We start from the raw sequence: 23,451 nt of genomic DNA, 5'->3' as shown, positions 1-23,451 counted from the left end.
TAATTAAGCCTAACACTTAATTATTTTCATCTTTATTATTTATATTGTCGTCATTTGAATTTGAAGATTCATTTGAAGATTCATTTGAAGATTGCTCATCTGGCCCATCTATAAAATCTTCTTCATTTATTTGTTCTTTTTCATTTTGATTAAACAAAATATCTCCTATGTTTGTTTTAAGATTTAGGATTTTCTTTTTATTTTTTCCGGTTTGGTATCCATCCAAAATATTTCTATAAGAAACATCTCCCAAAACAAAATTTCCTACATTTAATTTTGCATTAATATTAAAAGAATTTATCGGATCTTTAATTTTTATTTTTATATCTCCATTTTCTGTTTCCATTGATTCATTTGCCATAAGCTTGCAATCAGAAATCAAAATATTTCCACTTGTTGTTGTCAAATTAGTATTTTTGATTTCAGATTTTTTTAGCATAATAGAGCCAGTTTTATTTTTAACTGCACCAGAAATTTTTGAATTTTCAAAAGAAATATTTCCGCTTTTTAAATCAAGATCCATATCTTTACATGAAAGCCCACTTATTTTTATATCTCCAGCACCAACTCTACCCTTGATACTTTCTAGATATTTATTTTTTGGCAAAAAAATTCTAACAATTTGAATTTTATTTTTCATATAAAGTTCTCTTCCTTTTATATCAGAAGATAATTTTAAATTACCATCTTTATACTTAGTTTTTACTTCATAGGAATAATCATCTTTATAAAGATTTGTATATTCTACGTAAGGGTTTGTAGAAGACTCTTGAATTCTTACATCACAAGTATTCAAATCAAAATCAATTGATTTTAGATCATCAAGGTCAACTCTCATAATCTTTGATGAATTATAAGAATTTTCATTAATTTCTTTTGAAGACTTGCCTTCTTTACTAGCAAAATCTATATTTCTTGACAAAAAGAAAATTAAAGCCAAAACAATAAGGGCAAAAAAGCCTATAGCCATTTGCTTTTTATCAAGTTTAAAGCTATTATTTTTTTTATTTTTACTCATTTAACTCTCCCATAATAATAACTAACTTTTTAAATTGCTATAGTCTATGCTATCAAGATAAAGCCCTCCAGCTTTTAAAGTTGGATTTGCTCTTCTTGTATTATTTTCATTAAAGTAATATTTAAAATCATCAAGGCTAATTTTCCCACGACTTAATTCAATCAAAGAGCCAGCCATAATTCTAACTTGATTGTGAAGAAAACTTTCAGCCTTAAAATATAAATATAATCTATTTTCATTCAAAACAAAGTAGCAATCATCAATTTTTCTTATTGTATTAATTATATCATTTTTTTCACTAAGCATAAAGGCTTTAAAATCATGTTCGCCCTTTAAAATTTCCATTCCTTGTCTAAGTTTATCAAAATCAAGTTTGTAAGTTACCTGCTCCATATAATTTCTATAAATTGGATGGAGAATTTTATCAAGTGAAATAACATACTTATAGGTTTTTGTTTTTACTGAAAATCTTGCATGAAAATTTTTGTCTACTTTTTTTGATTCAAGAGCTAAAATATCATCAGGTAAATATTTTTTAAGATGAAAATGAAATTTATCCGCCCTAATATTTTTGGCAGTCAAAAAATTTATATACATTTCGTTTGCGTGAACACCACTATCTGTTCTTCCACTAGCAATAATTCTATTTTCTTCTCCAGTAACTTTCCTAATAGCATCTTCCAACTCTTTTTGTACTGTTCTTTTGTTTTTTTGAATTTGAAATCCTTCAAATAAAGACCCATCATACTGGATCTTTAATAAAATATTTTGAATTGTCATATAAAAAATTTAATAATAACTATGCTACAAAATAAAATAAATAAAATCAAAACTAAACTATCAGTTTTTGTCATTTTTATTTCATTTAGCCTTGTTCTTTCTCTACCAATTCTATAAAGCCTTGCCTCCATTGCTGTTGCAAGATCATCACTTCTTTTAAATGAATTTATAAAAAGAGGAACTAATAAGGGAATCATATTTTTTGCCCTGTTAATAATATTTCCAGATTCAAAATCTGCTCCTCTTGCCATTTGTGCCATTTTTATTCTTTGAGCTTCTTCAAATAAAGTCGGAATAAATCTTAGCGAAATTGAAACCATCATAGCAAGCTCTCCTGCCGGAAAACCAAATTTTTTTAAAGGCCCTAATAATTTTTCCAAACCATCTGTTAATTCCATTGGAGAAGTTGTAAAAGTTAAAACTGAAGTTGATACAACTATCATTATAATTCTTACAAACATAAAAATAGTTTTATACAATCCCTCATAAGTTGCCGTTAAGGAAAAAATTGTAAAAAGTGTCCTTCCACTTGTTGTAAATAAATTTATAAGTCCAGTTATTAATAAAATCCATATCAAGGGCTTAATACTTTTTATAAGAGATTTTACGGGGATTTTCCCAATACTTACCATGGCAATTAATAAAATCACAAAAGGAATATACCCTACAAAACTTTCTACAAAAAATATTGTAATTATAAAAAGCAAAGATGCAATTAATTTTACTCTTGGATCAAGTCTATGAATAAATGTATCGTATGGCAAATATTGACCTATAGCTATGTTACTCATTTTTAGCCTCCAAATACTTTTTTAATTCAATTACTGCATCTTCAACAGTATAAATATCATCTCTTACATTTTCGCCTCTTTCTTTTAAGGCTTTCATAAATTTTGTAACTTGAGGAATATCCAATCCTATCGACAATAAATCTGTTTTTGTAAAGGTGTCATAAGTTGATTTATCAGAAAATATTTCTCCCTTGTTCATAACAATAACTCTATCAACATATTTTGCCACATCTTCCATTGAATGCGAAACCAAAACAATTGTAAGTTCTGGGTCATTGTTATATAATTTTAAAATTTCTCCAAAAATATTATCTCGTCCCCTTGGATCAAGTCCTGCTGTAAGCTCATCTAAAACTAAAACTTTCGGATTCATAGAAATAATTCCGCAAAGAGCAACTCTTCTTTGTTGACCTCCAGATAATTCAAAGGGAGATTTTTCTGCTATAGTTTCATAATCAAGACCTACTGCTTCCATAGAATTTTTTACTCTTTTTTGAATTTCTTCATCAGAAAGCCCCATATTTTTTGGACCAAAGGCAATATCCTTTGCAACAGTTTCTTCAAACAACTGATTTTCTGGATATTGAAAAACAAGACCAACCTTAAATCTTATATCTCTTCTTGTCTTTTTTTCTTTTGTATTAACTCCATCTACAAAAACATCTCCATTTGTAGGAATCAAAAGTCCATTTAAAAGTTGTACTAGAGTGGATTTCCCAGAACCAGTTTGTCCAATTAAACCAATTATTTCATGTTTATCAATCTCTAAATTTATATTTTTTAGAGCGTAGCTTTTTTCTTCTCTATCTTCATTATAAATATAATCGACATTTTTTAATTCAATTTTCATACTAGCTCCAAAAATTCTTCTATATTTAAGGGCAACTTATCAAAATTATAGCCTTCTTTTTCAAGCTCATAGGCAATTTCTGTCACTTGTGGAACTGTAAGTCCTAATTCTTTCATTTCTTTAACATTTGAAAAAACTTCCCTAGCACTTCCTTCAAGCTCTTTTCTCCCTTTGTTTAAAACAATAATCCTATCAGCAAGAGCTGCCTCTTCCATATAATGAGTAATATGGACAACTGTTTTTTTATATTTTTTATTTAAATCGTGTATTATATTCATAACATCGGCTCTACCTTTTGGATCAAGCATAGCTGTTGGTTCATCAAATATAATACAGTCTGATAACATAGCTATAACTCCAGCTATAGAAACTCTTTGTTTTTGACCGCCTGAAAGCTCTGAAGGTGATTTTTTTATATAATCTTGCATACCTACAAGTTTTATTGCCTCATCTACTCTTTGTCTTAATTCGGGATTTTTAATTTGCAAATTTTCAGGACCAAATGCAACTTCATTTTCTACAGTAGTTGCCACCATTTGATTATCAGGATTTTGAAAAACCATAGAACATTTTTCCCTAATTTCCCAAATTTTTTTATCATCCTTTGTGTTCATTCCGCAAATTAAAATATCTCCACTTGTAGGAAATATTTGTCCATTCAAAAGCTTTGCCAAAGTTGATTTTCCTGATCCATTATGACCTAAAATAGCTACAAATTCTCCCTTATTAATTGACAAATCTAAATCATTTAAAGCTGCTGTGTATTCTACATTTTCATTTTCGTCTGAATTATTTTTATAAGAAAAATTTAAATTTTCAATTTTAATCAATTTTTCTTCCTTTCAATACTTTTTTAAACATAAAAAGCGACTATCTAAAAATAGATAGCACTTTTTAAAAATTAATATGACATTGGTGGTGAATAATCTGTTGATGATTCATATATAACTACAGGAGTATTATGCTCAACTAAATTAAATAATTTTTCAGCTTGACTTGGTGGCATATTTAGACAACCATGAGATCCATTATATAAATAGATATTTCCACCAAAAGCATATCTCCAATTAGCATCATGGAATCCTTCGCCATCCCAGCCTATTGGCATCCAATATTTTACTGGAGTTTTGTAATCACTTCCATCAAAATTTTTTCCCTTTAATGTAGAATTTTTTTCTTTAGAAAGTATAGCCCCTACACCTTTATTAGTTAAAGCTCCCTCAGATAATCTTCCTGTAACTATGTCAGTTGACAATAATACTTCTCCATTTTTATAATACCAAACATGTTGTCTAGATAAATCTACTTCTATATATGTGTCTTTAATATCAGACCCATCTTCATATCTGTTAAGACCTGCTTTTAAATAAACAGGCTCGATTTCTGCTGATTTACCTTTTTCGAAAGCATCTAAAAATGATTTAATTGTTTCTTCTTCATTTAGTTTATAACCATAAACTCCAGGATTTACAGTTATTTCTCCAAGATCAGTAGCTTTAAACTTTCTATTTTTGCCGTAAGTATTTGTTTCTTCTGCCATTTTACTTACATATTCTGTAACTTTTTCGTGATTTAAAGTTAATTTTCCATCTTTAAAATCAACCATTTCAGCTAATTTTTCGCCTTCAATTTTATAATCAAATCCATTAATATTAAATTTAAAGCTCAATTTTAATGCTTCGTTTGCTTGGTTTAATGCTTTTTGTAAATTTTCATCTTTTGCATAAACTTTTGGTTGTTCATAAAAAGATTCATCAAGTTCTATATCAGCATTTCTTGTTTTTATTGCTGATACAAGGGCTTCCTTTAATTTATTGTATTTTACTTTATTTCCCTTTATTTCTTCTTTTATTTTAAATTCTTTTCCATCAAATTCTAATTTTGCATCTTCTGGTTCTACTATTTTATTCATAAACTGAGAATTTTTTAAAATATCTTCAAGTTTATTTTCATCATAGTTTACTTTATAATCAAATTCAAAACTTTCTTTTGAGAAAAAACTTATAGGCCATTTTAATGGATTTTGGTCAAGGCTTGCTCCTTTTGGGATATTTGCCTTGTAGTCAATATCTTTTGAATTAAAAACTAGCTCTTTATCATCAATTCCTTTGATTTTTATATCAAAATCTCCAACGCTATCTCCAATAACTGATTCTTTTGGAGCAAATGAAACATCTCTGCCATTTACGTGTGTATTTGGTAAGCTTACAAATGTAAATAAAATAGTACCAATTATATATATTCCTACAACAATACCGCCTATTGTTAAAATAACTTTTTTTGTATTGTTACTTGTTTGTTGATTATCGATAATAAACACCTCCTAAATAACTGTAATTATAGTACCACTTAAAAGTAATTTTATCTATCTTTTTTTGGTTTTTTGCCGAAAAATTGATATAAATCTACTTTTTGTCCTCCATTATATAATTTTCTTTTTTTGGATAATTTTCTTTTTATATTTTTATCAATATTTTCATCTGAAGATATTATAAACATTGACCAAGTATTTAAATTTTTAAATTTTTCATTTATCATTTTTGAAATTTTTGCCTTATCGAATCTTGATAATCTTTCTCCGTATGGTGGATTTGAAATGAAAATTCCAAAATTATCTTTTAAATTTATTTCTTTAAAATCCTTATTTAAAAAAGTAATATCTTCATAAACTCCTGCATTCAAAGCATTATTTTTTGCAAGCTCAATTGCTTTTTTGGATATATCAGAACCTAGAATATTTATTTTTTTCCTATAATCAATTTTTTCATAAGCTTCTTTTTTTATTTTTTCAAATCTTTTTTTGTCATAAAATTTAAAAGATGTAAAATCAAAATCTCTATCAAGTCCTGGTGCTATATTTCTTTCTTTTCTTGCAGCCTCAATTAAAATAGTACCTGAACCACAAAATCCATCAAACAAAAACCTATCATCTTTATAAAAAGATAAATCAACAAGCCCTGCTGCCAAATTTTCTCTTATAGGGGCTTTTACACTTCCTTGTCTATAACCTCTTTTATGAAGACCATCTCCTGATGTATCAAGGCAAACTGAAACCACATCCTTTTCAATCATAATTTCAATTTGAACACGAGATGATGATTTTTTAAAAGTTAAAATTTTATATTTTCTTTTTAATGAATCAATTATAGCTTTTTCACTTATTGATTGGATTGACGGAATAGAAAACAATTTTGATTTGTAAGTTCTTGCATTTACAATAAAATTATCATCGATTTTTAAATAATCAAACCAGTCTATTTTTTTTATATTTTCAAATAATTCTTCAAAAGTTTTTGCAGTAAAAGATTCAATTTCTAAAAATATCCTATCAGCTTCTCTTAAATTTAAATTTAAATAGCCTATATCATCCAAATTTCCATTTAAAATAATTTTTCCATTTAAAACTTCAAATTTTTTGTAATTTTCTTCTTCTAATTGTCTTTTTATTAAGCTTTCCATACCAAAGCTTGTTGTTATTATTATTTTTTCCATAATATATTTATTATATCAAATTCAAGGGATTTTAAAAACTTTTATAATTTTGTTATTTTTTATCATGGAAGGGTATTAAATAAATGTAGATAAAAATTTAGGAGGATTTTATGTTATTAACACAAACAGTTCAATCAGGCGATTGGAAAAATGAAAAACACGTACCAGAATTAGAATATAAAGAACTTGGCGAAGGAAAATATGAAGTTTCTGCTTTTGTTGGAAAAGAAATTGCACACCCAAATACTTTAGAACATCATATTGTTTGGATTAAAGTTTTCTTTGTTCCTGAAGGTGGCAAATTGCCAGTAGAAGTTGCAAATTATAATTTTTCTGCTCACGGCGAAGGAGAAATTTTTACAACTCCAAAAGCTATTGGAGAATTTAAGTCAGATAAAAAAGGTACTTTATTTGCCTTATCTTATTGTAATATTCACGGACTTTGGGAAAGTTCTTTAGAAATTAAATAATATTTTATTAAAAAAGGACTGTTGCTAATGAATAAATCATTTTGCAACAGTCCTTTTTAATTTATAAATTTTTAATCAAGTGGCAAAAATCCAAAACCAAATAAGCCTGGACCTGTATTTGCTCCAAGGCTTGGAGCTATTTGTGAAGTTAAAAATAAAGTGGATTTTTCTTTAAATACTTTTAATTTTTCTTCTAAAATTTCTGAGCCTTTCTTGTAGCCACCATTTGAAATTATCATATAATATTTGTCAAATTTTCCCAAATATTCGCTTGCAATCTTTTCCATTTCTTTAAGAACTTTTTTCTCTCCTCTGCAAGTTTTTTCTATATGATATTTTCCATCTTCTGGACTACAAACAATTATTGGTTTGATATTTAAAAGCTCTCCCACTTTTCCAAAAGCTTTTGGCACTCTTCCCCCTGCCACTAGATATTTAAAGCTATCGATTGTAAAAAATATTTTTGATTCTTTTTTCTTATCCTCCAACCTATCTACAATTTCTTTAAATTCATAGCCTTTTTTGATTAAATCTTTTGCATAAATTGCAAGTAAGCCTGTGGTTAGGGCAACTGATTTTGAATCTATTACTTCAATTTCTAAATTGTCGTATTCTATTTGTGAGCACAAATTATAAAAACCTGTGAAATTTTTTGATATAGTTATTATTATTAATTTTTCAAAACCATCATTTTTTATTTCATCAAGTTTTTCTATCAATTCTCCAGGAGATGGAATTGATGTTTTTGGTAATTTTTCGTGCTTTTTAATCCAATTATAAAATTCGTCTGCTTTTAAGTCTACTTGCTCTCTATAAAATTTTCCATCTAAATTTACATAAAATGGCATCATATAAATGCCAAATTCCTTAGCTTTTTCTAAATCTAAATCTGATCCAGAATCTACTAATACTGCTATTTTTTCCATTTTTCTAATCCTTTATATCTACAATAATTTTTTGACCTTTGTCAATAATTGCTCTAAATACAGTTTCTTCTAATTTGATTTCTCTAGCAAATCTTTGGCTTATGCTTTCATGATCTCCACTATGAATTGGAAACATCAATTGGGGCTTTACAGTATCTGCAAATATTTTTGCACCCTTATAATAATTTTCTCCAAGCCTATAATCAACTGGGAAGAAAGCTATATCTATCGAATCTTTTTTAATTTTTTCTACTTGGTCGATAAAAGCATAATACTCTTTTTCTAGTCTTTTGTCATCATAATCTTCCCAAGCCCAATAATTTAAATCGCCCGCATGAAATATTGATAAGGATTCAATATATAAAATTAAAGAAATCCCTTCATCAGTTGAGCCGAAAGTTTTTATAGAAATTTTTCTTCCATTAATATTAATTTCTTTAAATTGATAAGGATCAACAAGATAAACATTTTTAGAATTATACAAAGATTTCAATTGGTCCATGCCAAGTTTATTATCCTTTATATAAATAATATTATCATCGCTTTCTAAATGTCCAATATCACTTGATAAAATATAAGTATAATTTTTCATATTAGGAATTTTTAAAATTTCTGAAGTGTAATGGTCAGAATGTCCATGACTTGCAACAAAAATAACAATTTTATCTTCAGGAATATTTAAAACTCCTTTATAATAATCAAATATAATAAAATAATCCCCTATTTCTACAGTATAACAGGAATGATAAATATAAGTTATTATAATTTTTTCAATCATCAAAATTCTCCTAATTTCTTATAAAATAAATATACCCAAAATCGCCTTGAATTAATGAATTTTTATATTTTTCTGGTAATATAAAAAAAGAAAGGAGCAAGTATGGGAAAAGTTAAAACAAACGCAATGAGAATTTTGGAAAATAATAAGATAGAATACGAAGAAATAGAATACGATTTGGGCGGAGAATTTAAATCAGCCGTAGATGCTGGCAAAAAATCCCACGTAGATTTAAATATAATGTATAAAACCATAGCGACAATTTCAAAAGAAAATGAAATAATAATCTATTTACTAAGAAGCTATGATTCAATTGATATGAAAAAAGCTGCAAAAGTTGCAGGAGTTAAAAGTATTTCAATCCTTCCAACCAAAAATTTAAAAGCAAAAGTTGGCTATCAAAGAGGCGAAACCACTCCCCTTGCAATGAAAAAAGATTATCCAGTTTTTATAGATGATAGCGCAAAAGATTTGGATAAAATGATTGTATCAGGTGGAAAATGTGGAGTAAGTTTAAAACTAAATCCATTTGATTTGGCAAAAGCAGTAAATGGAAAATTTGAAAATATAAGACAATGATAATTAAAATATTTAAAAATAAAAAAATATATCAATATAATGCAAAAGACGTATTCGAACTTGATAATAAATTAAAAAATAAAGACTTTTCTAAATTAGAAAAAACAAGTGAAGAAGAAAAAATAATTATAAATTTTAAAAATGACAAAGAAAACGAAATTTTAAGACTTTTGGTGATTTTATCTCCAATTTTTATAACAATTTTTGACAATTCCACTTCCCTAGAATTTTTTAAGAAAAATTTAGAAAAATCAAATTTTGAATATGGACTCTATCCTAATTTTTTTGAAAATTTTTCTAAAGAAAAATATTTTAAATTTTATAAAAGCCACGACAAAATCGAAGATATTATTTTAAAAGAAGATGAGAGCATAGATTTCAAAATTAATTATCTAGAAAATAAATATCTTTTGGCTTTAGTAGCAATGATAGAAGTAATTTTTTCAAAATACAATAGAAAAAATTTGATAAGATATTTTAAAGAAATTCGAAATGACATAGTAATAAATGGAAGAAGATCAATACTTGCAAACGACATTTACGCTTTTTACTTATCAAAATATTTAGTAAATTGGGCACTAGATTTGATGAGAATTGCAAAGTACAAAGATAAAAATAGGTATTTATATATAGATGAAATTTATAAATTAACAAACAATTTAAAAAGACCAATAAAAAAAAGTGATGTTTCAGAAAATTAGTTTTTTCTCTAACACCACTTTTTAATCTTTAAGTAGGCAAAAATTCTTTATCAATATAAATTCTAACTAAAGATAATACTCATACATTTTTAAATTTTAGAAATTTGGTATAATATTAAGCTAATTTTATTACATTTGACCTATGCTCAACTATCTTAACTATTGATTCATTAGCATTTTTTAACAGGCCTCTTAAAGATGTAGTTGGCTTAGCTGAAGGAAAATCTTTAAGTATATTTTCAATATAATTTTTATTTAGCTCAGTTCCAACGTTAAATTTCATCATTCCTTTTTCTGCACACTTATGAAAATCTTCATCTGAAACACCTGTTCCACCATGTAAAACCATTCCAACATCTATTAATTTTTTTGTCAAAGTATCAAGTAATTCAAAATTTATTTTAGCTTTTCCATTATATAAACCATGAACTGTACCAATAGCTACCGCTAGGGCATCTATTTCTGTTTCTTCAACAAATTTTACTGCATCTTCTGCTTTTGTGTAAATAATTGAGTTTATTTTTTCTTCAATTCCATCTTCTGAACCACCTATGCTCCCAATTTCACCTTCAACGCTTACATTTCTTTTGTGCGCATACTCTACAACTTCTTTTGTATTTTTTATATTTTCTTCAAAATCTAGAGATGAACCATCATACATTACACTGTTATAACCTGAATCAATTGCTTTTATTATAAAATCAATATCCTTACAATGGTCTAAGTGAACACATAGGTCTATATCTTTAGCAAATAATTTTGCTGTTGTTACTATCCAATCAAATCCTAAATATTCAGCAGTTCCTTTTGAAGTTTGAATTATCAATGGACTGTTAGATTTCTTAGCTCCTTCTACAATATATGGAAACATCTCCATACAATGTAGATTAAAAGCACCAATTCCTGTCTTTCCCCTATATTTTTTAAATAGTTCATTCAAATTTAAATACATTATCTTCCCCTAACTATATCTTTTGATTTTTGCATAAGTTTATCAATTCTGTCTAAATTAAATTTTATTTTTTCATCTTCTCCATTCAACCTAGCTTCACTTAATTGTTTGTTATATAATTCCATTAGATAAGTAAAAACTTTACCTAACTTTTATTTTCTTCTATATATTTTTCTAATTTATTAATCGCTGAATCTATATCATTTTTTTCAACTAAATTTTTGCATTCATCAAGCAATATTTTTCTTCATTTTTTTATCTTTATTTATTTTAAAAAACATTTTAAATTCCTACAAATCCAATAATTGGTTTAATTATCCAAGCATACAATAAGGCTGCTGCAACTGTATCTACGTCTGTAGCTGTTGCGTTTATAAATCCCATAGAATTAAATATCATAACTAATAAAGCTGGTAATAAAGTGATAAATAATCCATGAGCTATACCACCAATAATCGTTCCTCTTGTTCCACCCACTTCGTTACAGAAAATTCCAGCTGTACCACCAGCAAAGAAATTTGATAACATACCTGGTAAAAGCATTGCTAATCCAATTTTAGGGAAGAATAACATTCCTATAACTGTTCCTATTGTTGTTGAAACAAATCCTAATGTAACAGCATTAGGTGCATAAGGAAATAGTACTGGACAATCTAAAGCAGGTTTTGCATCTGGGACTATTTTTAGAGCAATTCCTCTAAATGCTGGAACTATTTCTCCAAGCAATAATCTAACTCCAGCTAGCAATACATAAACACCAACAACAAATTGCATTCCTTGTGTAAATGCATAAACGATATAATTTAAGTTACCTGTTCTTTCTGCTACTACTTCTGGTCCTGCAAATATTGCTGTTATTATAAATAACAAAATCATAACAAATCCTACAGAAAGATAAGTGTCATTTAAAAATGACAATGATGATGGTAATTCAATATCTTCAGTAGAATTTTCTTTATTTCCTGAAGTTTTTGAAACTAAGGCTGCAAATAAATATCCTATTGTACAAAAATGTCCTAATGCAATATCATCGCTTCCAGTTATTTTCTTACTATTGGTTGTGCAATTGCTGGCATTGCTACTGCAAAAATACCACCAATAATTGAACCAATTATTATATTAGGTACAACTCCTAATCCTGCATCTGAACCAAAAACTATTACCATTGTAGCCATCCACAAAATAGCTTGTCCTGTCAAAATATATATTTCCATTTAGTAAGTCTTGCTATTATAATATTTACTAAAATATTCCCAAAAATGCTAAAGCTATTTGATTTCCAAGACCAAGCTCATTCATTGCTTGACCATTAACTGCCTCAATAGATGGAACTATTCCTTGCATTCCAAAGCCTGCTGTAAAATTTCTCCAAAATATATTAATACTTGAACTATTATTGATGAACCTGCTGATAAAACTAAATAACCTAACATAGTTTTAAAAGTACCTGATACTATGTCGCCAAAACTTTTCTTTTGCGCTAATAATCCTATAAAAGCTATTAAACCTATTGTTATAAAAGCTTGGGTTAAAATATTATTAATAATAAATTTAATACTGCCATAAATTCCTCCTATAATTTTCCCATTTCAATTAAAACTGGCTCTAATTTTTCTTTAATTTCTTTTTTATCAATCAATTTATCCAAATATATTACTCTTGTGTCTAAATTATATTTGTCTATTTGATTTTTAAAGTTAGAAGCGAGAATTAATATATCTGCTCTAGTTCCTGCTGCTGAAGAAATATCACTGTGATCGACTTTTGCATCAACTCCTAATTCCTCCAAAACACTCTCTACCGACATTTGGCAGGCAAAGCTACTGCCTAATCCCGCGCCACACACAACTAAAATATTCATTATTTTCCCCCCTTTACTAATGAATTTAAATATATAAGCTTATCTTTTTTGATAAGTTTAAAAAATAATTTAATTTATCCACTAATCCTTTTTCAATTATATTAATGATATTTTTAGCATCTCTAAATGATTTTATTATCTATTGCTGTAAAACCAATTAAAACTTTAATTGCATCTTTGTTATTATCATCAAAATATATATCATTTTTTATTGTTATAATCGTACAGCCAATTTTTAAAGCTCCATTTTCTGGTCTTGTATGTGGGATTACAACATTTGGACTAATCATAATATATGAACCATAATTTTTAACATCATTAATTATGTTATATTTATAATTCTCATTGGCATAACCGGATTCTTCTAATAATTTTCCAGTTTCAAGAATTGCTTGTTCCCAGTCTTTAACTACAATGTCAAATTCTGTATTTTTATCTGTAAATTCCAAATAATCACTCCATTTCTACCATAAATACTTCTTTAAATTCATTTAATGTATTGCTATTTATTAATTTATCTACATTTTTTCTAGAACTAAATACTTTAAACATCTTCTTGAAAAGAACATCCCAGTCCTTTATTTTATCTTTGGGTATTAGTAACAGCATAACCACAAAAACTTCTTCATTATCCCAATCTATTGCTTTATCATTTATCAATACAGAAATTTTCATTTCTTTTGCTGTATATGATAATGGGTGAGGTATAGCAATTCTATTTCCTAAACAAGTATTTCCCATTTTTTCTCTATCATATATAGACTCAATTTGTTTTTATTAAGTATATTTTTATTTGACAAATCTGTGGTTAAATAGTCTAACACTTCTTTCTTACTCTCAAATGATTTTTTATAAAATAATTCATTATTAAATACTTTAAGATGTTCTAAATTTTTTGCGTATCTTAATTTATTTTTTACAATATTTACTTCTATATTATTTAAGATATAGTTAACCTTTATTGAGCCTTCAATATTAATCAAGTTATTTATGCTACTTAATACCAAATCATAATTATCAAACATATCGTCTTTATATTGACTAGAAGATATTATGTCTATGTTCTTAATTTCCTTATCAAATTTTTCTAAGAGAGAATATTTTAAAAATCTAGCTGTTGATAGACCTGCTCCACAAACTATCAAAATATTACTTCCAGATTCTTTTCCATCATTATTCACTCTATTAAAAGCAGTTCCTAGATGTAAGGCTAAAAATAATATTTCTGTATCATCAATATCTCTTTTTATTACAGAATGTATTTCTTCAGCTGCAACTATTCCCATATCGTAAGCAATAGGATACTGACTTTTTATTTCAGATAAATCAATATGGTTAATAGAACTATTTAACATATATCTATTTATTGAAGTTGTAAGATGAATTTTCAAACTTCCTGTAAGTATCTCGTCATTTGAAAAGTCTATTGAAAAATCTCTTTTGATTCTATTAATTATGTTGTTGTATATAATATTTACAAATTCATCTGCTTCTAATTTATCATCATCTTTTGAAAATTTTTGACTTGTTATTAAATGTTTTGTTAAATAATAATAATCACTAGATAAATCGTAATTTAGCTTTTCTTTTATGGTTTTCATTAGTTCTCTAACAATATCTTTTTCAACTGATTTATCCATAGTTTTTAATAAATCCTTATCATAGTTAATTTCGTTTTGATTTCTAATTATGGAAATTAAGATATGAATTACAAAGCTGTTAAAAGCAACTCCTGTTAAGGATAGGTCATATTTATTTAATATTTTTAATGTTAGTCTTTTTATTTCATCAATTTCTTTAATATTAAAAAGATTAATAGAATCTAAAAAATATTCATAATCACTAGATGAAGAAAATAATATATTGGACATACACAGCCTTATATTATTTTCTCTACCTTTTATAAATATTCCTTCTTTATTGTTCACTATTAAATCTATCTGATATCTTTTCAATACTTCTCTAGTATCCCTTATTAGTTTTTTAAGAGTATTTTGGGAAATATAAAGCTCTTCTATAAAATCTATGCTATATTTTTTTTGCTTAAAATAATTATTAATTAAGAGTGTGTTGATAAATCTTTTTATCAAAATTTCATTTTCATCTTCTGAGTTATACAATTTATGCAACTCATAAATTGTTGTATTTCTATTAAGTTTTATCCCTTTTCCCTTAGCAACAGTTAACCTATTCCCGTCACTAAGTTTTTATTTATACTATTAACTTCGTTTAAAACAGTCCTGTCAGATACATTTATTATCTCTGCTATTTCTTGACAAGTTATTGTATCCTTAGACTCTAATAAAATTCCTATAATTTTCTTTTGCCTATTTGTAATTTCCATTTAAGTTCTCATTTCTAAATCAAGGAATTCATTAATAGAGTCTACATCTGCATATTTTTTTGTAACGTCTATTTCTAAAAGCTTGCCTAATTTAAATTTATCGTATTCTCTTAATTTGCAATGTTTTATAAATTCTTCAAAACTTATTAGATTATCTTTTCTTTCTTCTAAACTCATTTTTATATTTTTGTCATAACTATTTACTAGGTGTGCAGGATTTCTACTTTCATCTAAATCTCTTTTAACTCTTCTTTTGTAGATTTCTTTTATATCTCCACTTAATCTAATTGTGATACACTTATAATCGTATTTAAAAGATAATTCTTTAAGAATTGGATATTGTAAATAACTAAAAGGATAATCTATTACGATATCATAATTTTTATTCATCATAGACTTTAGTTTCATATAAAAAATTCAAAGCTCAAATTATAAATTTTATTCTTTTCTTTTTATTTTTAAAACCTAAATTATCATAGAAAAACTCTTCTATCTCATCTATCGAAATATATTCTAATTTCTTATTATGTTCCATCAAACCATTTATGATACACGTTTTCCCTGTGGCTGGATATCCCGCTAAAATTATTAAATTTTTCATAAGTCCTCCATCACATTTTTTATTTTTATCTAACAAGTAATTTTGATTAATTTAATTATAAGTTATTCTTAAAAATTCATTAAGTTGCTTTTTTTCGTTACAACGAAATTCTAAAATTATTACTATTTAAAAGAAAAGCTCAAAAAAGACGTGGAAATAAAATCCACGCTTATTTTTAATTGTATTAGAATGTATTATTTAACACAAAAAAGTGGTGTTACAGAAAAATTTAATTATTCTGTAACACCACTTTTTTTATTTTTACCCTTCATCAAAACCAAAGAGCCTGTTAGAACTAAAATAAGTCCTATAAATAATCTTATTGTAAAATTTTCTCCCAAAATTATTACTGATAAAATCGAGCCGAATATTGGGATAAATAATTTGAATACTCCAAATTGGTTTGCGCTATGATTTTGCAAAACTATTGTCCAAATTGTAAATGATGTTGCTGTAATAAATGCTCCATAAAAAAGCATTAAAAAAGCTTTCAAGTTTATAACAACTGGATTTATATATAAAAATCTGCCAAGTATTATTAAAGGCAAGGAACCGAATAAAAGCACCATGCCATTTAAAATATATGGATCTGAATTTTTTGAATATTTTCTTAATAAAACTGATGCTAAAGCATTAATAAATGTTGATGTAAAAATGAATCCTTCTCCTGTTAGTTTAAATCCACTTCCCATTTTTTGATTTGAATTTACCAAAATAATTCCTGCTGTTCCAATTATTAAGGCTATAATTGTATTTATCGAAATTTTATCTTCTGGAAGTAGAAAAAGTGAAATTATTACAATCATAAATGAATTTGATGCTTGTATGATTGATGATTTTACTCCGCTTGTATTTGAAAGTCCTATATAATAGAAAAAATATTGCAAAAAAGTTTGTAGTATTGCAAGAATTATAACTAATTTTATATTTACTTTAGAAAATGAAATTTTGTTTTTTCCAAAAATTTTGGCATAAAAAAATGCCAAAATCCCTGCCATAAAAAATCTAATTCCAGCTATATAAACTTTTGCAAAGGTGTCGTATGATTCTATCTGCAAAACTTCATAAGTGGATTTAATAAGGGGGATTGCACTCCCCCATAAAAACATTGCTATTAAAGAAAAAATTACTGCATTTTTTTTATTTTTGAGCATATTTCTCCTATCTTTTTTCTCCAAAATATGACAAGGAATACATTCCTGGTCCAACGTGAGATCCAATCAAAGATCCAATTGGAGCAAGACTTACTTTTGCATCTTTAAAATTTTCTTCTATTAATTCTTTTAATATTTTAGCATTTTCATCAAAGTAAGCATATCCTATCAAAACTTCTTTTGATATTTCTGGTTTCCAATTTTTTTTGAAATTATTGAACAAAACTTTTATAGCTCTTTTATTTCCTCTTTCAATTTTCAAAACTTGCAAAGAACCATCATCAGATACATGTAAAACTGGCTTCACTTTCAAAAAACTTCCTATTCCTGCGCTAGTTTTTGAAATCCTTCCACCTTTATATAAATATTTAAGATTGTCTACTCCAAATTGGGCTACCATATATTTTGAATTATCTTTTATAAAAGAATCAATTTCATCTATACTTTTTCCATCTTCTTGCATTTTACAAATAATTTGGCACAAAAGACCAGTACCTGTTGACGCTTGATTTGTATCATAAACATAAATTTTTCTATCTGGATATTTTTTTTCTAAAATTTCCTTTGCTTTCATAGCATTTTTATAAGTTCCAGATAGAACATCAGTAATACCTATATAAAATACGTCTTCTCCATTTTTTAAAACTTCTTCAAAATATTTTTCAAAAGCAGCTAAGTTTACTTGGCTTGTAAAAACATTTTTATCTTCTAACATAAATTCATAATATTCATTTAGTTTTTCAATATCTGTACCTATAATTTCATAAATTTCATCTTCCATATTTGATTGCATAGGCACTATGGTAATATTCGATGATTTTATAAAATCAACGTTCATATCGCTAGAACCGTCTGTTATTATTCTAAAATTCATAATTCTCCTTATAGATATTCTCTAATCTCTTCAATTTTCACACTAACTTGCTTTCCATCTTCCATATTTTTTACAGAAACCATTTTGTTTTCATATTCTTCTTGTCCGATTATTAAGACTTTTTTTACGCCAATTTTGTCTGCATAATTAATTTTTTTCTTAAATTTTCCGTCTTCAAGATATATATCAACCTTTAGACCTTGCTCTTTTAATTTATTTGCTATGTCTATGGCATAAAAATTTAATTTCTCATCCATAGGAATTACAAGACAATCTGTAAATTTAGCTTTATATTTTTCTACAAGACCAAGCTGTTGAAATTGATAAAATAATCTTGTAAGACCAATAGAAAGTCCAACTCCTGGTAAATTTTGTTTTGAGAAATTTCCTGCAAGATTTTCATATCTTCCACCAGAGCATACACTTCCAATTGACTCATAACCATCCAAAAAAGTTTCATAAACTGTAGATGTATAATAATCAAGACCACGAGTAATTGACAAATCAATAATAATTGAATCATCATCAATTCCAAATTTAATCATATAATCATAAACTTCTTTTAATTCATCTAATCCAATTTTATAATTATCATTTAAATTTAGTGATTCAAGATAAGTCAAAAGCTCTTTGTTTTCTCTTTTATTATTTATAAGCTCCATCAATTTATCTGCTTTTTCTTCCCCACAAATTTCTACCAAAAGCTCTCTTGTATTTTCTTCACCGATTTTTGCTTTTTTATCGATTGTTCTTAAAACTTCTTCCTTATCAGAAATTTCAAGTGATTCAAAAAATCCATTCAATAGCTTTCTATTATTAATATGGAACTTTATTCCGTTAAAGTCAAGTTTTTGGAAAATTTCATAAATAACCTTAGGCAAAAGTGCATCATTGTGTATTGACAAAGAATTGTTTCCAATAATATCAATATCGCATTGGTAAAATTCCTTGTATCTTCCTTTTTGATTTCTTTCTCCCCTATAAACTTTTGCAATTTGATACCTTTTGAAAGGGAAATTCAAATCAGAAAAATGTTCAGAAACATATCTTGCAAGAGGAACAGTTAAATCAAATCTCAAAGACATATCTTTTTTTGATGAATCAATTCCAAAAATTTGCTTTTCAGTTTCTCCGCCGCCTTTTGCAAATAAAATATCATTTTTTTCAATTGCTGGCGTATCAATTGGTAAAAATTGATAAGACAAAAAAGTTTCTTCAATGATATTTTTTATATAATCAAATGCTAATTGATCTTCTGGTAATAATTCCATAACACCTGCAATAGTTTGTGGTTTTACTATATTCATTTTAATCTCCTAATCATATCCATATTAAAGATCCAGTATCTACTAAATTAGTGTCTGGATATAATAAATTTAATTTTTCCTTATATACTATATTTTTAATTATATCATACGAATTTAATCTTTCTATATTTCCATTAAATAATATAGTATTTTCATCAATTTTTCCAAAACATCCACCCAAAAATCCTTGATCAAATCCGTCAAGAGAAATTTTTTCTTCTTTTAATAAAGTAAGTGGCAAAATATTTTTTAATTTTTTAAAAATTCCCATATCAGAAGTCATTAGATTTTCATTAAAAACAAGCATAGAACACCTTGAGTAGCCTTGCTTGATAAATAAGTGCTTGATATTTTTTTCTTCAAAAAATAATTTTATATTTTTTTCAGTAAAATCATTGTGGATATAAAAATTTTTAAATTTTACAATATTATAAAGAGCATCATAAGGATAATTTTTTGAAACTTCTTCTCCTTTAATAATATTAATATTTTTTATATTTTTTTTGTAATACTCATAGACATTTTTATCAACTATTAAATTTTTATCATCCAATTTAAATAAAGAAAGATCAGGATGATCTGAAATTCTTTTGTCAAGATTTGGATTATCAATTGTTTTTAAATATTTTATATTTTTAAAATCCAAAAAATCTGTAAATTCTTTTTTTGATTTGTGACTAATAATTAACATAATTCTCCTTAAATTTAGGTACAAAAAAAGTCCTCAACGAGGACAAATTTGGAGGCGCCACCCAGATTTGAACTGGGGATAAAGGTGTTGCAGACCTCTGCCTTACCACTTGGCTATGGCGCCATATTGGAGCGGAAGACGGGATTCGAACCCGCGACCCTCGCCTTGGCAAGGCGATACTCTACCACTGAGCCACTTCCGCATTTTTTCTGGTGCCCAGAGGCGGAATCGAACCACCGACACGGGGATTTTCAGTCCCCTGCTCTACCGACTGAGCTATCTGGGCTAAACATTACTTTTATAGTATATGCTAAATTAAAATTCTTGTCAAATTTTTTTAAAATTTTACAAAGAAATAATCCAATTTTTTATTTTTAAATTTACAAAATCAATTTTATTTGTAAATAAAATTTTTCAAAAAAAGAGCCTTGCAAAACAAATTATTTTTCATAAATTGCATAAGCTCTGGTCATAAGGTTGCGAAATTTCTTATCCCTTATTTATATACCCTAGAAAAAATTTATCTTGTAAAATATTAGTAAAATTCATTTTAAATTTTTTGGGTAAAAATATAATATAAGAAATTAGGAGGTTTTATGAAATTTAAATCAATTCACACATGTATATACACAGATAACGATAAGGAAAGTATAAAATTTTATGAAGATGCATTAAATATGCACATTACTAGAAGAAAAGATTACGATGAAGATGAATTTTCTTTAATTTATATGGCAACAGAAGATGGAGCTTACGAACTTGAATTAACATTTAATCACGACGGAAGAAAATATGAGCACGGCTCATATTACGGTCACATGGCATTTAAAACAAAAGAATTTGAAAAATCCTATGACCTTCACAAAAAAATGGGAGTAGTAAGTCAAGAAATCGGCGGACTTTCTGACGGTTCTGACAAATTTTATTTTATAAAAGACCCTCAAGGCTTTTCTATAGAAATAATTGAAGAAAAATAATAATTGATTGATAATTTATATTTTTTAAAAAATGGACCTTTTTGGGTCCATTTTATTTGTGATAAGGTTCATTATTTATAATTTTGTAAGCCCTATAAATTTGTTCAATTAAAATTAATCTCATTAATTTATGGGGAAAAGTCATTTTTGAAAATGATAATTTGTAATCAGCCTTTTGGCTTATTTTTTTTGAAAGACCATTTGACCCACCAATTAAAAAAACTAAATCGCATCCCATTCCATAAGTCATTTGCTCTTTAATTAATTTTGAAAAACTTTCTGATGATAGGCTTTTGCCTTCAATTTCTAGGCTTATAATATAGGAATTTTCTTTAATCTTTTTCAAAATCCTATCAGCTTCCCTATCTTTTACAATTTCCAATTCTTTTTCTGATAAATTTTCAGGGGCTTTTTCGTCATTTACTTCAATGATTTTTAATTTTACGTATGGTTTTAATCGTTTTTCGTACTCGCTTATTGCATCTTTAAAATATTTTTCTTTAATTTTTCCCACACTTACTATTGAAATATTCATTTATTAAATCTCGCTTTTATATAATAAATCGGCATATTTTTATTTCTAAATTTTCTTTCATATTCGCTTATATATTTGCTTTTTTCTTCTGAAATATTTTCATCTTTTTCAATTATATCCATAGAAAATTCTTCAAAATATTTAACTGAAGCCTCATATAATTCTTTATTATCTGTCTTTAATTCCAAAATCGCCTTATCTTTTATAATATTTTTGTACCTATTCAAAAATCTCTCGTGGCTAAGCCTTCTTTTGTGGTGACGTCTTTTTGGCCAAGGAGTTGAAAAATTCAAATATATTCTTGAAATTTCTTCATTTTCAAAAATTTCTTCCAAATTTTCCGCATCTGCTATAAGCCCTCTAACATTTGTAAGTTCATTTTCTTTTATTTTTCTGCTTGCAACAACAAAGGCATTTGTATTTACTTCAAGTCCTATAAAATTTATAGCAGGATTATCCTTAGCAATTTCAATTAAAAAATCTCCCCTGCCAGATCCAATTTCCAAATATATTTCATTATCATTTCCAAAAATTTCTTTCCATTTCCCCTTGTTTTCTTTTCCATCAAAATAAATCAAAGGATTTTCTTTCATTTCTGGAATTGCATTTTCTTTAAATCTTAATCTCATTTCTCATCCTTTCTATTAAGTATTAGTTTACAAAATATTTGTTATAAAAACAAGGAAAATAAAATTTAAAATTTTAAAATCCAATATACCTATTGACATTAATATACTATGCTGTACAATGTATATATCAATAAGATGGATTAAATTATTATTGGAAAGGATTGTTATGAATGAAGATTGGATTTCTCAAATTAAACGTGGAACTTTAGAATATGCTATCTTAATTTTAATTAAAAAAAAGGATAGATATGGCTATGATTTAATTCAAACTCTTGAAAAATATCCAATGTTACAAACAAAGGAGAGCACTGTTTACCCACTACTTCGAAGACTTCTAAAAAATAATTATTTAGAAGCTTATTGGAAAAATATAGAAGAAGGCACTCCTCCAAGAAAATATTATAAAATTACAGAGCTTGGAAATTTTTATTTAAATGCTTTGAAAAGAGATTGGATGATTCTTGTAAAAAATATTTCAGATCTTAGTGAGGAAGAAAAATGAAAAATAGTAAAATTGATAACAATTTAGAAAAATATTTATCAAAAGTAGACAGCAATTTAAAATATATGTCTATTTCTGAAAAAACTGATATTTTAAGTGAACTTAAAAATTCATTTTATGAAAGGCTTAATGATGGGCAAAGTTCTGAGTACATAATCTCTCAAATGGAAAGTCCAAAAGACTTAGCATTTTCTTATATGAGCGATAGTATTGTAAAAAGTAAAGATTTTTCCTTTAAAAATTTAATTATGGCTATAGGATTTTATTCTTACGCTTCATTAGCGTGGATTTGTCTTATACCAACTCTTGCAATACTTTCCATATCTTTTTTCTTTTCTAGTGGAATTAGCATATTTGCAGGTGTAATGGGACTTTTTAAAGGAATAATTCACATTAAACCAATCGATGAATTAAAATTTATCTTTTTTGGCTTTGAATTAAAAGGGATTTTCGCTTTAATTGCAGGTCTTATTTTAGCCTTGATATTTTTTATAATTGGAATTTTATTTTGGAAAGCTACAATTGCTACAATTAAATTTTTAAAAAATCAAAAAAGAAAATTAAATAATGGAAATTGATAATCCAAAAAAACTTGCAAAAATTATAAATTTAGCTTATAAAAATTTTTTTAAAAAAACT

Annotated in this window: 31 protein-coding genes, 3 tRNA genes and 1 pseudogene; 6 read left to right on the top strand and 29 right to left on the bottom strand. The window is 26.6% G+C overall.

Translation table 11 applies throughout. From position 1 onward, the window contains the following. Positions 1-16: 16 nt before the first annotated feature. From I6H46_RS05355 to I6H46_RS05325, 7 genes are all read right to left on the bottom strand, one after another. Positions 17-1,018, bottom strand: coding sequence for a DUF4097 family beta strand repeat-containing protein (locus I6H46_RS05355; RefSeq protein WP_200225527.1), 1,002 nt, complete (start codon positions 1,016-1,018; stop codon positions 17-19). A gap of 21 nt (positions 1,019-1,039) precedes the next feature. Then, positions 1,040-1,798 carry a tRNA pseudouridine(38-40) synthase TruA gene (gene truA, locus I6H46_RS05350; protein ID WP_019118097.1) on the bottom strand — a complete coding sequence of 253 codons (759 nt, stop codon included), beginning with the start codon at positions 1,796-1,798 and terminating at the stop codon, positions 1,040-1,042. Beyond that, positions 1,795-2,589, bottom strand: coding sequence for an energy-coupling factor transporter transmembrane component T family protein (locus I6H46_RS05345; RefSeq protein ID WP_019118098.1), 795 nt, complete (start codon positions 2,587-2,589; stop codon positions 1,795-1,797). Before I6H46_RS05345 ends, truA begins: the two co-directional genes overlap by 4 nt. After that, positions 2,582-3,439, bottom strand: coding sequence for an energy-coupling factor transporter ATPase (locus I6H46_RS05340; RefSeq protein ID WP_019118099.1), 858 nt, complete (start codon positions 3,437-3,439; stop codon positions 2,582-2,584). Before I6H46_RS05340 ends, I6H46_RS05345 begins: the two co-directional genes overlap by 8 nt. Continuing rightward, the gene (locus I6H46_RS05335) at positions 3,436-4,269 is read right to left on the bottom strand and encodes an energy-coupling factor transporter ATPase (RefSeq protein WP_019118100.1); all 834 of its coding nucleotides are present in this window, start codon (positions 4,267-4,269) and stop codon (positions 3,436-3,438) included. Before I6H46_RS05335 ends, I6H46_RS05340 begins: the two co-directional genes overlap by 4 nt. 71 nt (positions 4,270-4,340) lie before the next feature. Beyond that, a complete protein-coding gene (locus tag I6H46_RS05330) occupies positions 4,341-5,759 on the bottom strand; it encodes a L,D-transpeptidase family protein (protein ID WP_019118101.1) in 1,419 nt (472 codons plus the stop codon). Positions 5,760-5,800: 41 nt separating this feature from the next. Next, complete coding sequence (locus I6H46_RS05325) at positions 5,801-6,931, bottom strand: THUMP domain-containing class I SAM-dependent RNA methyltransferase (protein ID WP_200225524.1); 1,131 nt, start codon at positions 6,929-6,931, stop codon at positions 5,801-5,803. Between the two features lie 110 nt (positions 6,932-7,041). Between I6H46_RS05325 and I6H46_RS05320 the strand changes: the two genes are divergently transcribed. Then, positions 7,042-7,401, top strand: a complete 360-nt coding sequence (locus tag I6H46_RS05320) for a desulfoferrodoxin family protein (RefSeq protein WP_019118102.1) — start codon at positions 7,042-7,044, stop codon at positions 7,399-7,401. A gap of 71 nt (positions 7,402-7,472) precedes the next feature. Here I6H46_RS05320 and I6H46_RS05315 read toward each other — a convergent pair whose 3' ends face one another. Next, positions 7,473-8,327, bottom strand: a complete 855-nt coding sequence (locus I6H46_RS05315) for a DegV family protein (RefSeq protein WP_019118106.1) — start codon at positions 8,325-8,327, stop codon at positions 7,473-7,475. Positions 8,328-8,331: 4 nt separating this feature from the next. Continuing rightward, on the bottom strand, positions 8,332-9,105 hold the full coding sequence (locus tag I6H46_RS05310; protein WP_019118107.1) for an MBL fold metallo-hydrolase: 774 nt from the start codon (positions 9,103-9,105) through the stop codon (positions 8,332-8,334). Positions 9,106-9,207: 102 nt separating this feature from the next. Between I6H46_RS05310 and I6H46_RS05305 the strand changes: the two genes are divergently transcribed. Beyond that, entirely contained in the window at positions 9,208-9,684 is a 477-nt protein-coding gene (locus I6H46_RS05305) for a YbaK/EbsC family protein (protein WP_004838245.1), read from the top strand. Next, positions 9,681-10,385: a hypothetical protein gene (locus I6H46_RS05300; protein ID WP_200225521.1), complete on the top strand. Its 705-nt coding sequence runs from the start codon at positions 9,681-9,683 to the stop codon at positions 10,383-10,385. Before I6H46_RS05305 ends, I6H46_RS05300 begins: the two co-directional genes overlap by 4 nt. 115 nt (positions 10,386-10,500) lie before the next feature. Here I6H46_RS05300 and I6H46_RS05295 read toward each other — a convergent pair whose 3' ends face one another. The 18 genes and pseudogenes from I6H46_RS05295 to I6H46_RS05220 form a co-directional block, all read right to left on the bottom strand. Then, positions 10,501-11,337 (bottom strand): class II fructose-bisphosphate aldolase, encoded by an 837-nt coding sequence (locus tag I6H46_RS05295; RefSeq protein ID WP_004838241.1) that lies wholly within the window; start codon positions 11,335-11,337, stop codon positions 10,501-10,503. Further along, positions 11,337-11,462, bottom strand: coding sequence for a hypothetical protein (locus I6H46_RS10285; protein WP_267907432.1), 126 nt, complete (start codon positions 11,460-11,462; stop codon positions 11,337-11,339). The genes I6H46_RS05295 and I6H46_RS10285 overlap by 1 nt, the downstream gene beginning before the upstream one ends. Before the next feature lie 157 nt (positions 11,463-11,619). Further along, a pseudogene (locus I6H46_RS05290) lies at positions 11,620-12,503 on the bottom strand (PTS transporter subunit IIC). 165 nt (positions 12,504-12,668) lie between these two features. After that, entirely contained in the window at positions 12,669-12,830 is a 162-nt protein-coding gene (locus I6H46_RS09780; protein ID WP_234287435.1) for a PTS transporter subunit IIC, read from the bottom strand. An 80-nt stretch (positions 12,831-12,910) separates the two neighbouring features. Then, entirely contained in the window at positions 12,911-13,198 is a 288-nt protein-coding gene (locus I6H46_RS05285) for a PTS sugar transporter subunit IIB (RefSeq protein ID WP_004838236.1), read from the bottom strand. A 122-nt stretch (positions 13,199-13,320) separates the two neighbouring features. Beyond that, positions 13,321-13,647: a PTS sugar transporter subunit IIA gene (locus I6H46_RS05280; protein ID WP_200225518.1), complete on the bottom strand. Its 327-nt coding sequence runs from the start codon at positions 13,645-13,647 to the stop codon at positions 13,321-13,323. A 4-nt stretch (positions 13,648-13,651) separates the two neighbouring features. Continuing rightward, positions 13,652-13,939: a PTS sugar transporter subunit IIA gene (locus I6H46_RS05275; RefSeq protein ID WP_200225515.1), complete on the bottom strand. Its 288-nt coding sequence runs from the start codon at positions 13,937-13,939 to the stop codon at positions 13,652-13,654. Continuing rightward, entirely contained in the window at positions 13,921-15,327 is a 1,407-nt protein-coding gene (locus I6H46_RS05270; protein ID WP_200225512.1) for a BglG family transcription antiterminator, read from the bottom strand. Before I6H46_RS05270 ends, I6H46_RS05275 begins: the two co-directional genes overlap by 19 nt. A gap of 53 nt (positions 15,328-15,380) precedes the next feature. Then, positions 15,381-15,542: a helix-turn-helix domain-containing protein gene (locus I6H46_RS05265; protein ID WP_200225498.1), complete on the bottom strand. Its 162-nt coding sequence runs from the start codon at positions 15,540-15,542 to the stop codon at positions 15,381-15,383. Then, positions 15,543-15,950, bottom strand: a complete 408-nt coding sequence (locus I6H46_RS05260; RefSeq protein WP_200225496.1) for a hypothetical protein — start codon at positions 15,948-15,950, stop codon at positions 15,543-15,545. Positions 15,951-15,966: 16 nt separating this feature from the next. Beyond that, the gene (locus I6H46_RS05255; RefSeq protein ID WP_200225494.1) at positions 15,967-16,143 is read right to left on the bottom strand and encodes a DEAD/DEAH box helicase family protein; all 177 of its coding nucleotides are present in this window, start codon (positions 16,141-16,143) and stop codon (positions 15,967-15,969) included. 233 nt (positions 16,144-16,376) lie between these two features. Next, a complete protein-coding gene (locus tag I6H46_RS05250; protein WP_200225493.1) occupies positions 16,377-17,297 on the bottom strand; it encodes a DMT family transporter in 921 nt (306 codons plus the stop codon). Positions 17,298-17,304: 7 nt separating this feature from the next. Further along, positions 17,305-18,171 (bottom strand): DegV family protein, encoded by an 867-nt coding sequence (locus tag I6H46_RS05245; protein ID WP_019118110.1) that lies wholly within the window; start codon positions 18,169-18,171, stop codon positions 17,305-17,307. A gap of 8 nt (positions 18,172-18,179) precedes the next feature. Then, a complete protein-coding gene (hisS, locus tag I6H46_RS05240) occupies positions 18,180-19,478 on the bottom strand; it encodes a histidine--tRNA ligase (RefSeq protein ID WP_019118111.1) in 1,299 nt (432 codons plus the stop codon). Positions 19,479-19,491: 13 nt separating this feature from the next. Then, complete coding sequence (locus tag I6H46_RS05235; RefSeq protein ID WP_019118112.1) at positions 19,492-20,169, bottom strand: DUF6873 family GME fold protein; 678 nt, start codon at positions 20,167-20,169, stop codon at positions 19,492-19,494. A gap of 49 nt (positions 20,170-20,218) precedes the next feature. Then, positions 20,219-20,292: transfer RNA gene (locus I6H46_RS05230), tRNA-Cys, on the bottom strand. A gap of 4 nt (positions 20,293-20,296) precedes the next feature. Continuing rightward, positions 20,297-20,371: transfer RNA gene (locus I6H46_RS05225), tRNA-Gly, on the bottom strand. A gap of 8 nt (positions 20,372-20,379) precedes the next feature. Beyond that, positions 20,380-20,455 (bottom strand) — tRNA-Phe (locus I6H46_RS05220). A 310-nt stretch (positions 20,456-20,765) separates the two neighbouring features. On the opposite strand from I6H46_RS05220, the gene I6H46_RS05215 reads away from it, so the two are divergent. Beyond that, on the top strand, positions 20,766-21,146 hold the full coding sequence (locus I6H46_RS05215; protein WP_004838221.1) for a VOC family protein: 381 nt from the start codon (positions 20,766-20,768) through the stop codon (positions 21,144-21,146). A 52-nt stretch (positions 21,147-21,198) separates the two neighbouring features. Here the strand turns inward: I6H46_RS05215 and rlmH are convergent, their stop codons facing one another. Both rlmH and trmB read right to left on the bottom strand, forming a co-directional pair. After that, the gene (gene rlmH / locus I6H46_RS05210) at positions 21,199-21,681 is read right to left on the bottom strand and encodes a 23S rRNA (pseudouridine(1915)-N(3))-methyltransferase RlmH (RefSeq protein WP_019118113.1); all 483 of its coding nucleotides are present in this window, start codon (positions 21,679-21,681) and stop codon (positions 21,199-21,201) included. Beyond that, positions 21,678-22,310: a tRNA (guanosine(46)-N7)-methyltransferase TrmB gene (gene trmB, locus I6H46_RS05205; protein ID WP_019118114.1), complete on the bottom strand. Its 633-nt coding sequence runs from the start codon at positions 22,308-22,310 to the stop codon at positions 21,678-21,680. The genes rlmH and trmB overlap by 4 nt, the downstream gene beginning before the upstream one ends. A 118-nt stretch (positions 22,311-22,428) precedes the next feature. On the opposite strand from trmB, the gene I6H46_RS05200 reads away from it, so the two are divergent. Together I6H46_RS05200 and I6H46_RS05195 are read left to right on the top strand one after the other, a co-directional pair. Continuing rightward, on the top strand, positions 22,429-22,812 hold the full coding sequence (locus I6H46_RS05200) for a PadR family transcriptional regulator (RefSeq protein ID WP_234287268.1): 384 nt from the start codon (positions 22,429-22,431) through the stop codon (positions 22,810-22,812). Then, entirely contained in the window at positions 22,809-23,390 is a 582-nt protein-coding gene (locus I6H46_RS05195) for a DUF1700 domain-containing protein (RefSeq protein ID WP_019118115.1), read from the top strand. Before I6H46_RS05200 ends, I6H46_RS05195 begins: the two co-directional genes overlap by 4 nt. Positions 23,391-23,451 lie beyond the last annotated feature (61 nt).

The organism is Anaerococcus obesiensis (genome assembly GCF_016599815.1).
Taxonomy (GTDB): Bacteria; Bacillota; Clostridia; order Tissierellales; family Peptoniphilaceae; genus Anaerococcus; species Anaerococcus vaginalis.
The sequence above is the reverse complement of the archived record's forward strand: the minus strand, read 5'-3'. Positions and strand labels throughout refer to the sequence as shown.

Bases quoted from the DNA above. Each gene is read 5' to 3' on its own strand.
- I6H46_RS05355 (WP_200225527.1), bottom strand. From the start codon at position 1,018: ATGAGTAAAAATAAAAAAAATAATAGCTTTAAACTTGATAAAAAGCAA.
- truA (WP_019118097.1), bottom strand. From the start codon at position 1,798: ATGACAATTCAAAATATTTTATTAAAGATCCAGTATGATGGGTCTTTA.
- I6H46_RS05345 (WP_019118098.1), bottom strand. From the start codon at position 2,589: ATGAGTAACATAGCTATAGGTCAATATTTGCCATACGATACATTTATT.
- I6H46_RS05340 (WP_019118099.1), bottom strand. From the start codon at position 3,439: ATGAAAATTGAATTAAAAAATGTCGATTATATTTATAATGAAGATAGA.
- I6H46_RS05325 (WP_200225524.1), bottom strand. From the start codon at position 6,931: ATGGAAAAAATAATAATAACAACAAGCTTTGGTATGGAAAGCTTAATA.
- I6H46_RS05320 (WP_019118102.1), top strand. From the start codon at position 7,042: ATGTTATTAACACAAACAGTTCAATCAGGCGATTGGAAAAATGAAAAA.
- I6H46_RS05315 (WP_019118106.1), bottom strand. From the start codon at position 8,327: ATGGAAAAAATAGCAGTATTAGTAGATTCTGGATCAGATTTAGATTTA.
- I6H46_RS05310 (WP_019118107.1), bottom strand. From the start codon at position 9,105: ATGATTGAAAAAATTATAATAACTTATATTTATCATTCCTGTTATACT.
- I6H46_RS05305 (WP_004838245.1), top strand. From the start codon at position 9,208: ATGGGAAAAGTTAAAACAAACGCAATGAGAATTTTGGAAAATAATAAG.
- I6H46_RS05300 (WP_200225521.1), top strand. From the start codon at position 9,681: ATGATAATTAAAATATTTAAAAATAAAAAAATATATCAATATAATGCA.
- I6H46_RS05295 (WP_004838241.1), bottom strand. From the start codon at position 11,337: ATGTATTTAAATTTGAATGAACTATTTAAAAAATATAGGGGAAAGACA.
- I6H46_RS10285 (WP_267907432.1), bottom strand. From the start codon at position 11,462: ATGGAATTATATAACAAACAATTAAGTGAAGCTAGGTTGAATGGAGAA.
- I6H46_RS05285 (WP_004838236.1), bottom strand. From the start codon at position 13,198: ATGAATATTTTAGTTGTGTGTGGCGCGGGATTAGGCAGTAGCTTTGCC.
- I6H46_RS05275 (WP_200225515.1), bottom strand. From the start codon at position 13,939: ATGGGAAATACTTGTTTAGGAAATAGAATTGCTATACCTCACCCATTA.
- I6H46_RS05265 (WP_200225498.1), bottom strand. From the start codon at position 15,542: ATGGAAATTACAAATAGGCAAAAGAAAATTATAGGAATTTTATTAGAG.
- I6H46_RS05260 (WP_200225496.1), bottom strand. From the start codon at position 15,950: ATGAAACTAAAGTCTATGATGAATAAAAATTATGATATCGTAATAGAT.
- I6H46_RS05255 (WP_200225494.1), bottom strand. From the start codon at position 16,143: ATGAAAAATTTAATAATTTTAGCGGGATATCCAGCCACAGGGAAAACG.
- I6H46_RS05250 (WP_200225493.1), bottom strand. From the start codon at position 17,297: ATGCTCAAAAATAAAAAAAATGCAGTAATTTTTTCTTTAATAGCAATG.
- I6H46_RS05245 (WP_019118110.1), bottom strand. From the start codon at position 18,171: ATGAATTTTAGAATAATAACAGACGGTTCTAGCGATATGAACGTTGAT.
- hisS (WP_019118111.1), bottom strand. From the start codon at position 19,478: ATGAATATAGTAAAACCACAAACTATTGCAGGTGTTATGGAATTATTA.
- I6H46_RS05235 (WP_019118112.1), bottom strand. From the start codon at position 20,169: ATGTTAATTATTAGTCACAAATCAAAAAAAGAATTTACAGATTTTTTG.
- I6H46_RS05215 (WP_004838221.1), top strand. From the start codon at position 20,766: ATGAAATTTAAATCAATTCACACATGTATATACACAGATAACGATAAG.
- rlmH (WP_019118113.1), bottom strand. From the start codon at position 21,681: ATGAATATTTCAATAGTAAGTGTGGGAAAAATTAAAGAAAAATATTTT.
- trmB (WP_019118114.1), bottom strand. From the start codon at position 22,310: ATGAGATTAAGATTTAAAGAAAATGCAATTCCAGAAATGAAAGAAAAT.
- I6H46_RS05200 (WP_234287268.1), top strand. From the start codon at position 22,429: ATGTATATATCAATAAGATGGATTAAATTATTATTGGAAAGGATTGTT.
- I6H46_RS05195 (WP_019118115.1), top strand. From the start codon at position 22,809: ATGAAAAATAGTAAAATTGATAACAATTTAGAAAAATATTTATCAAAA.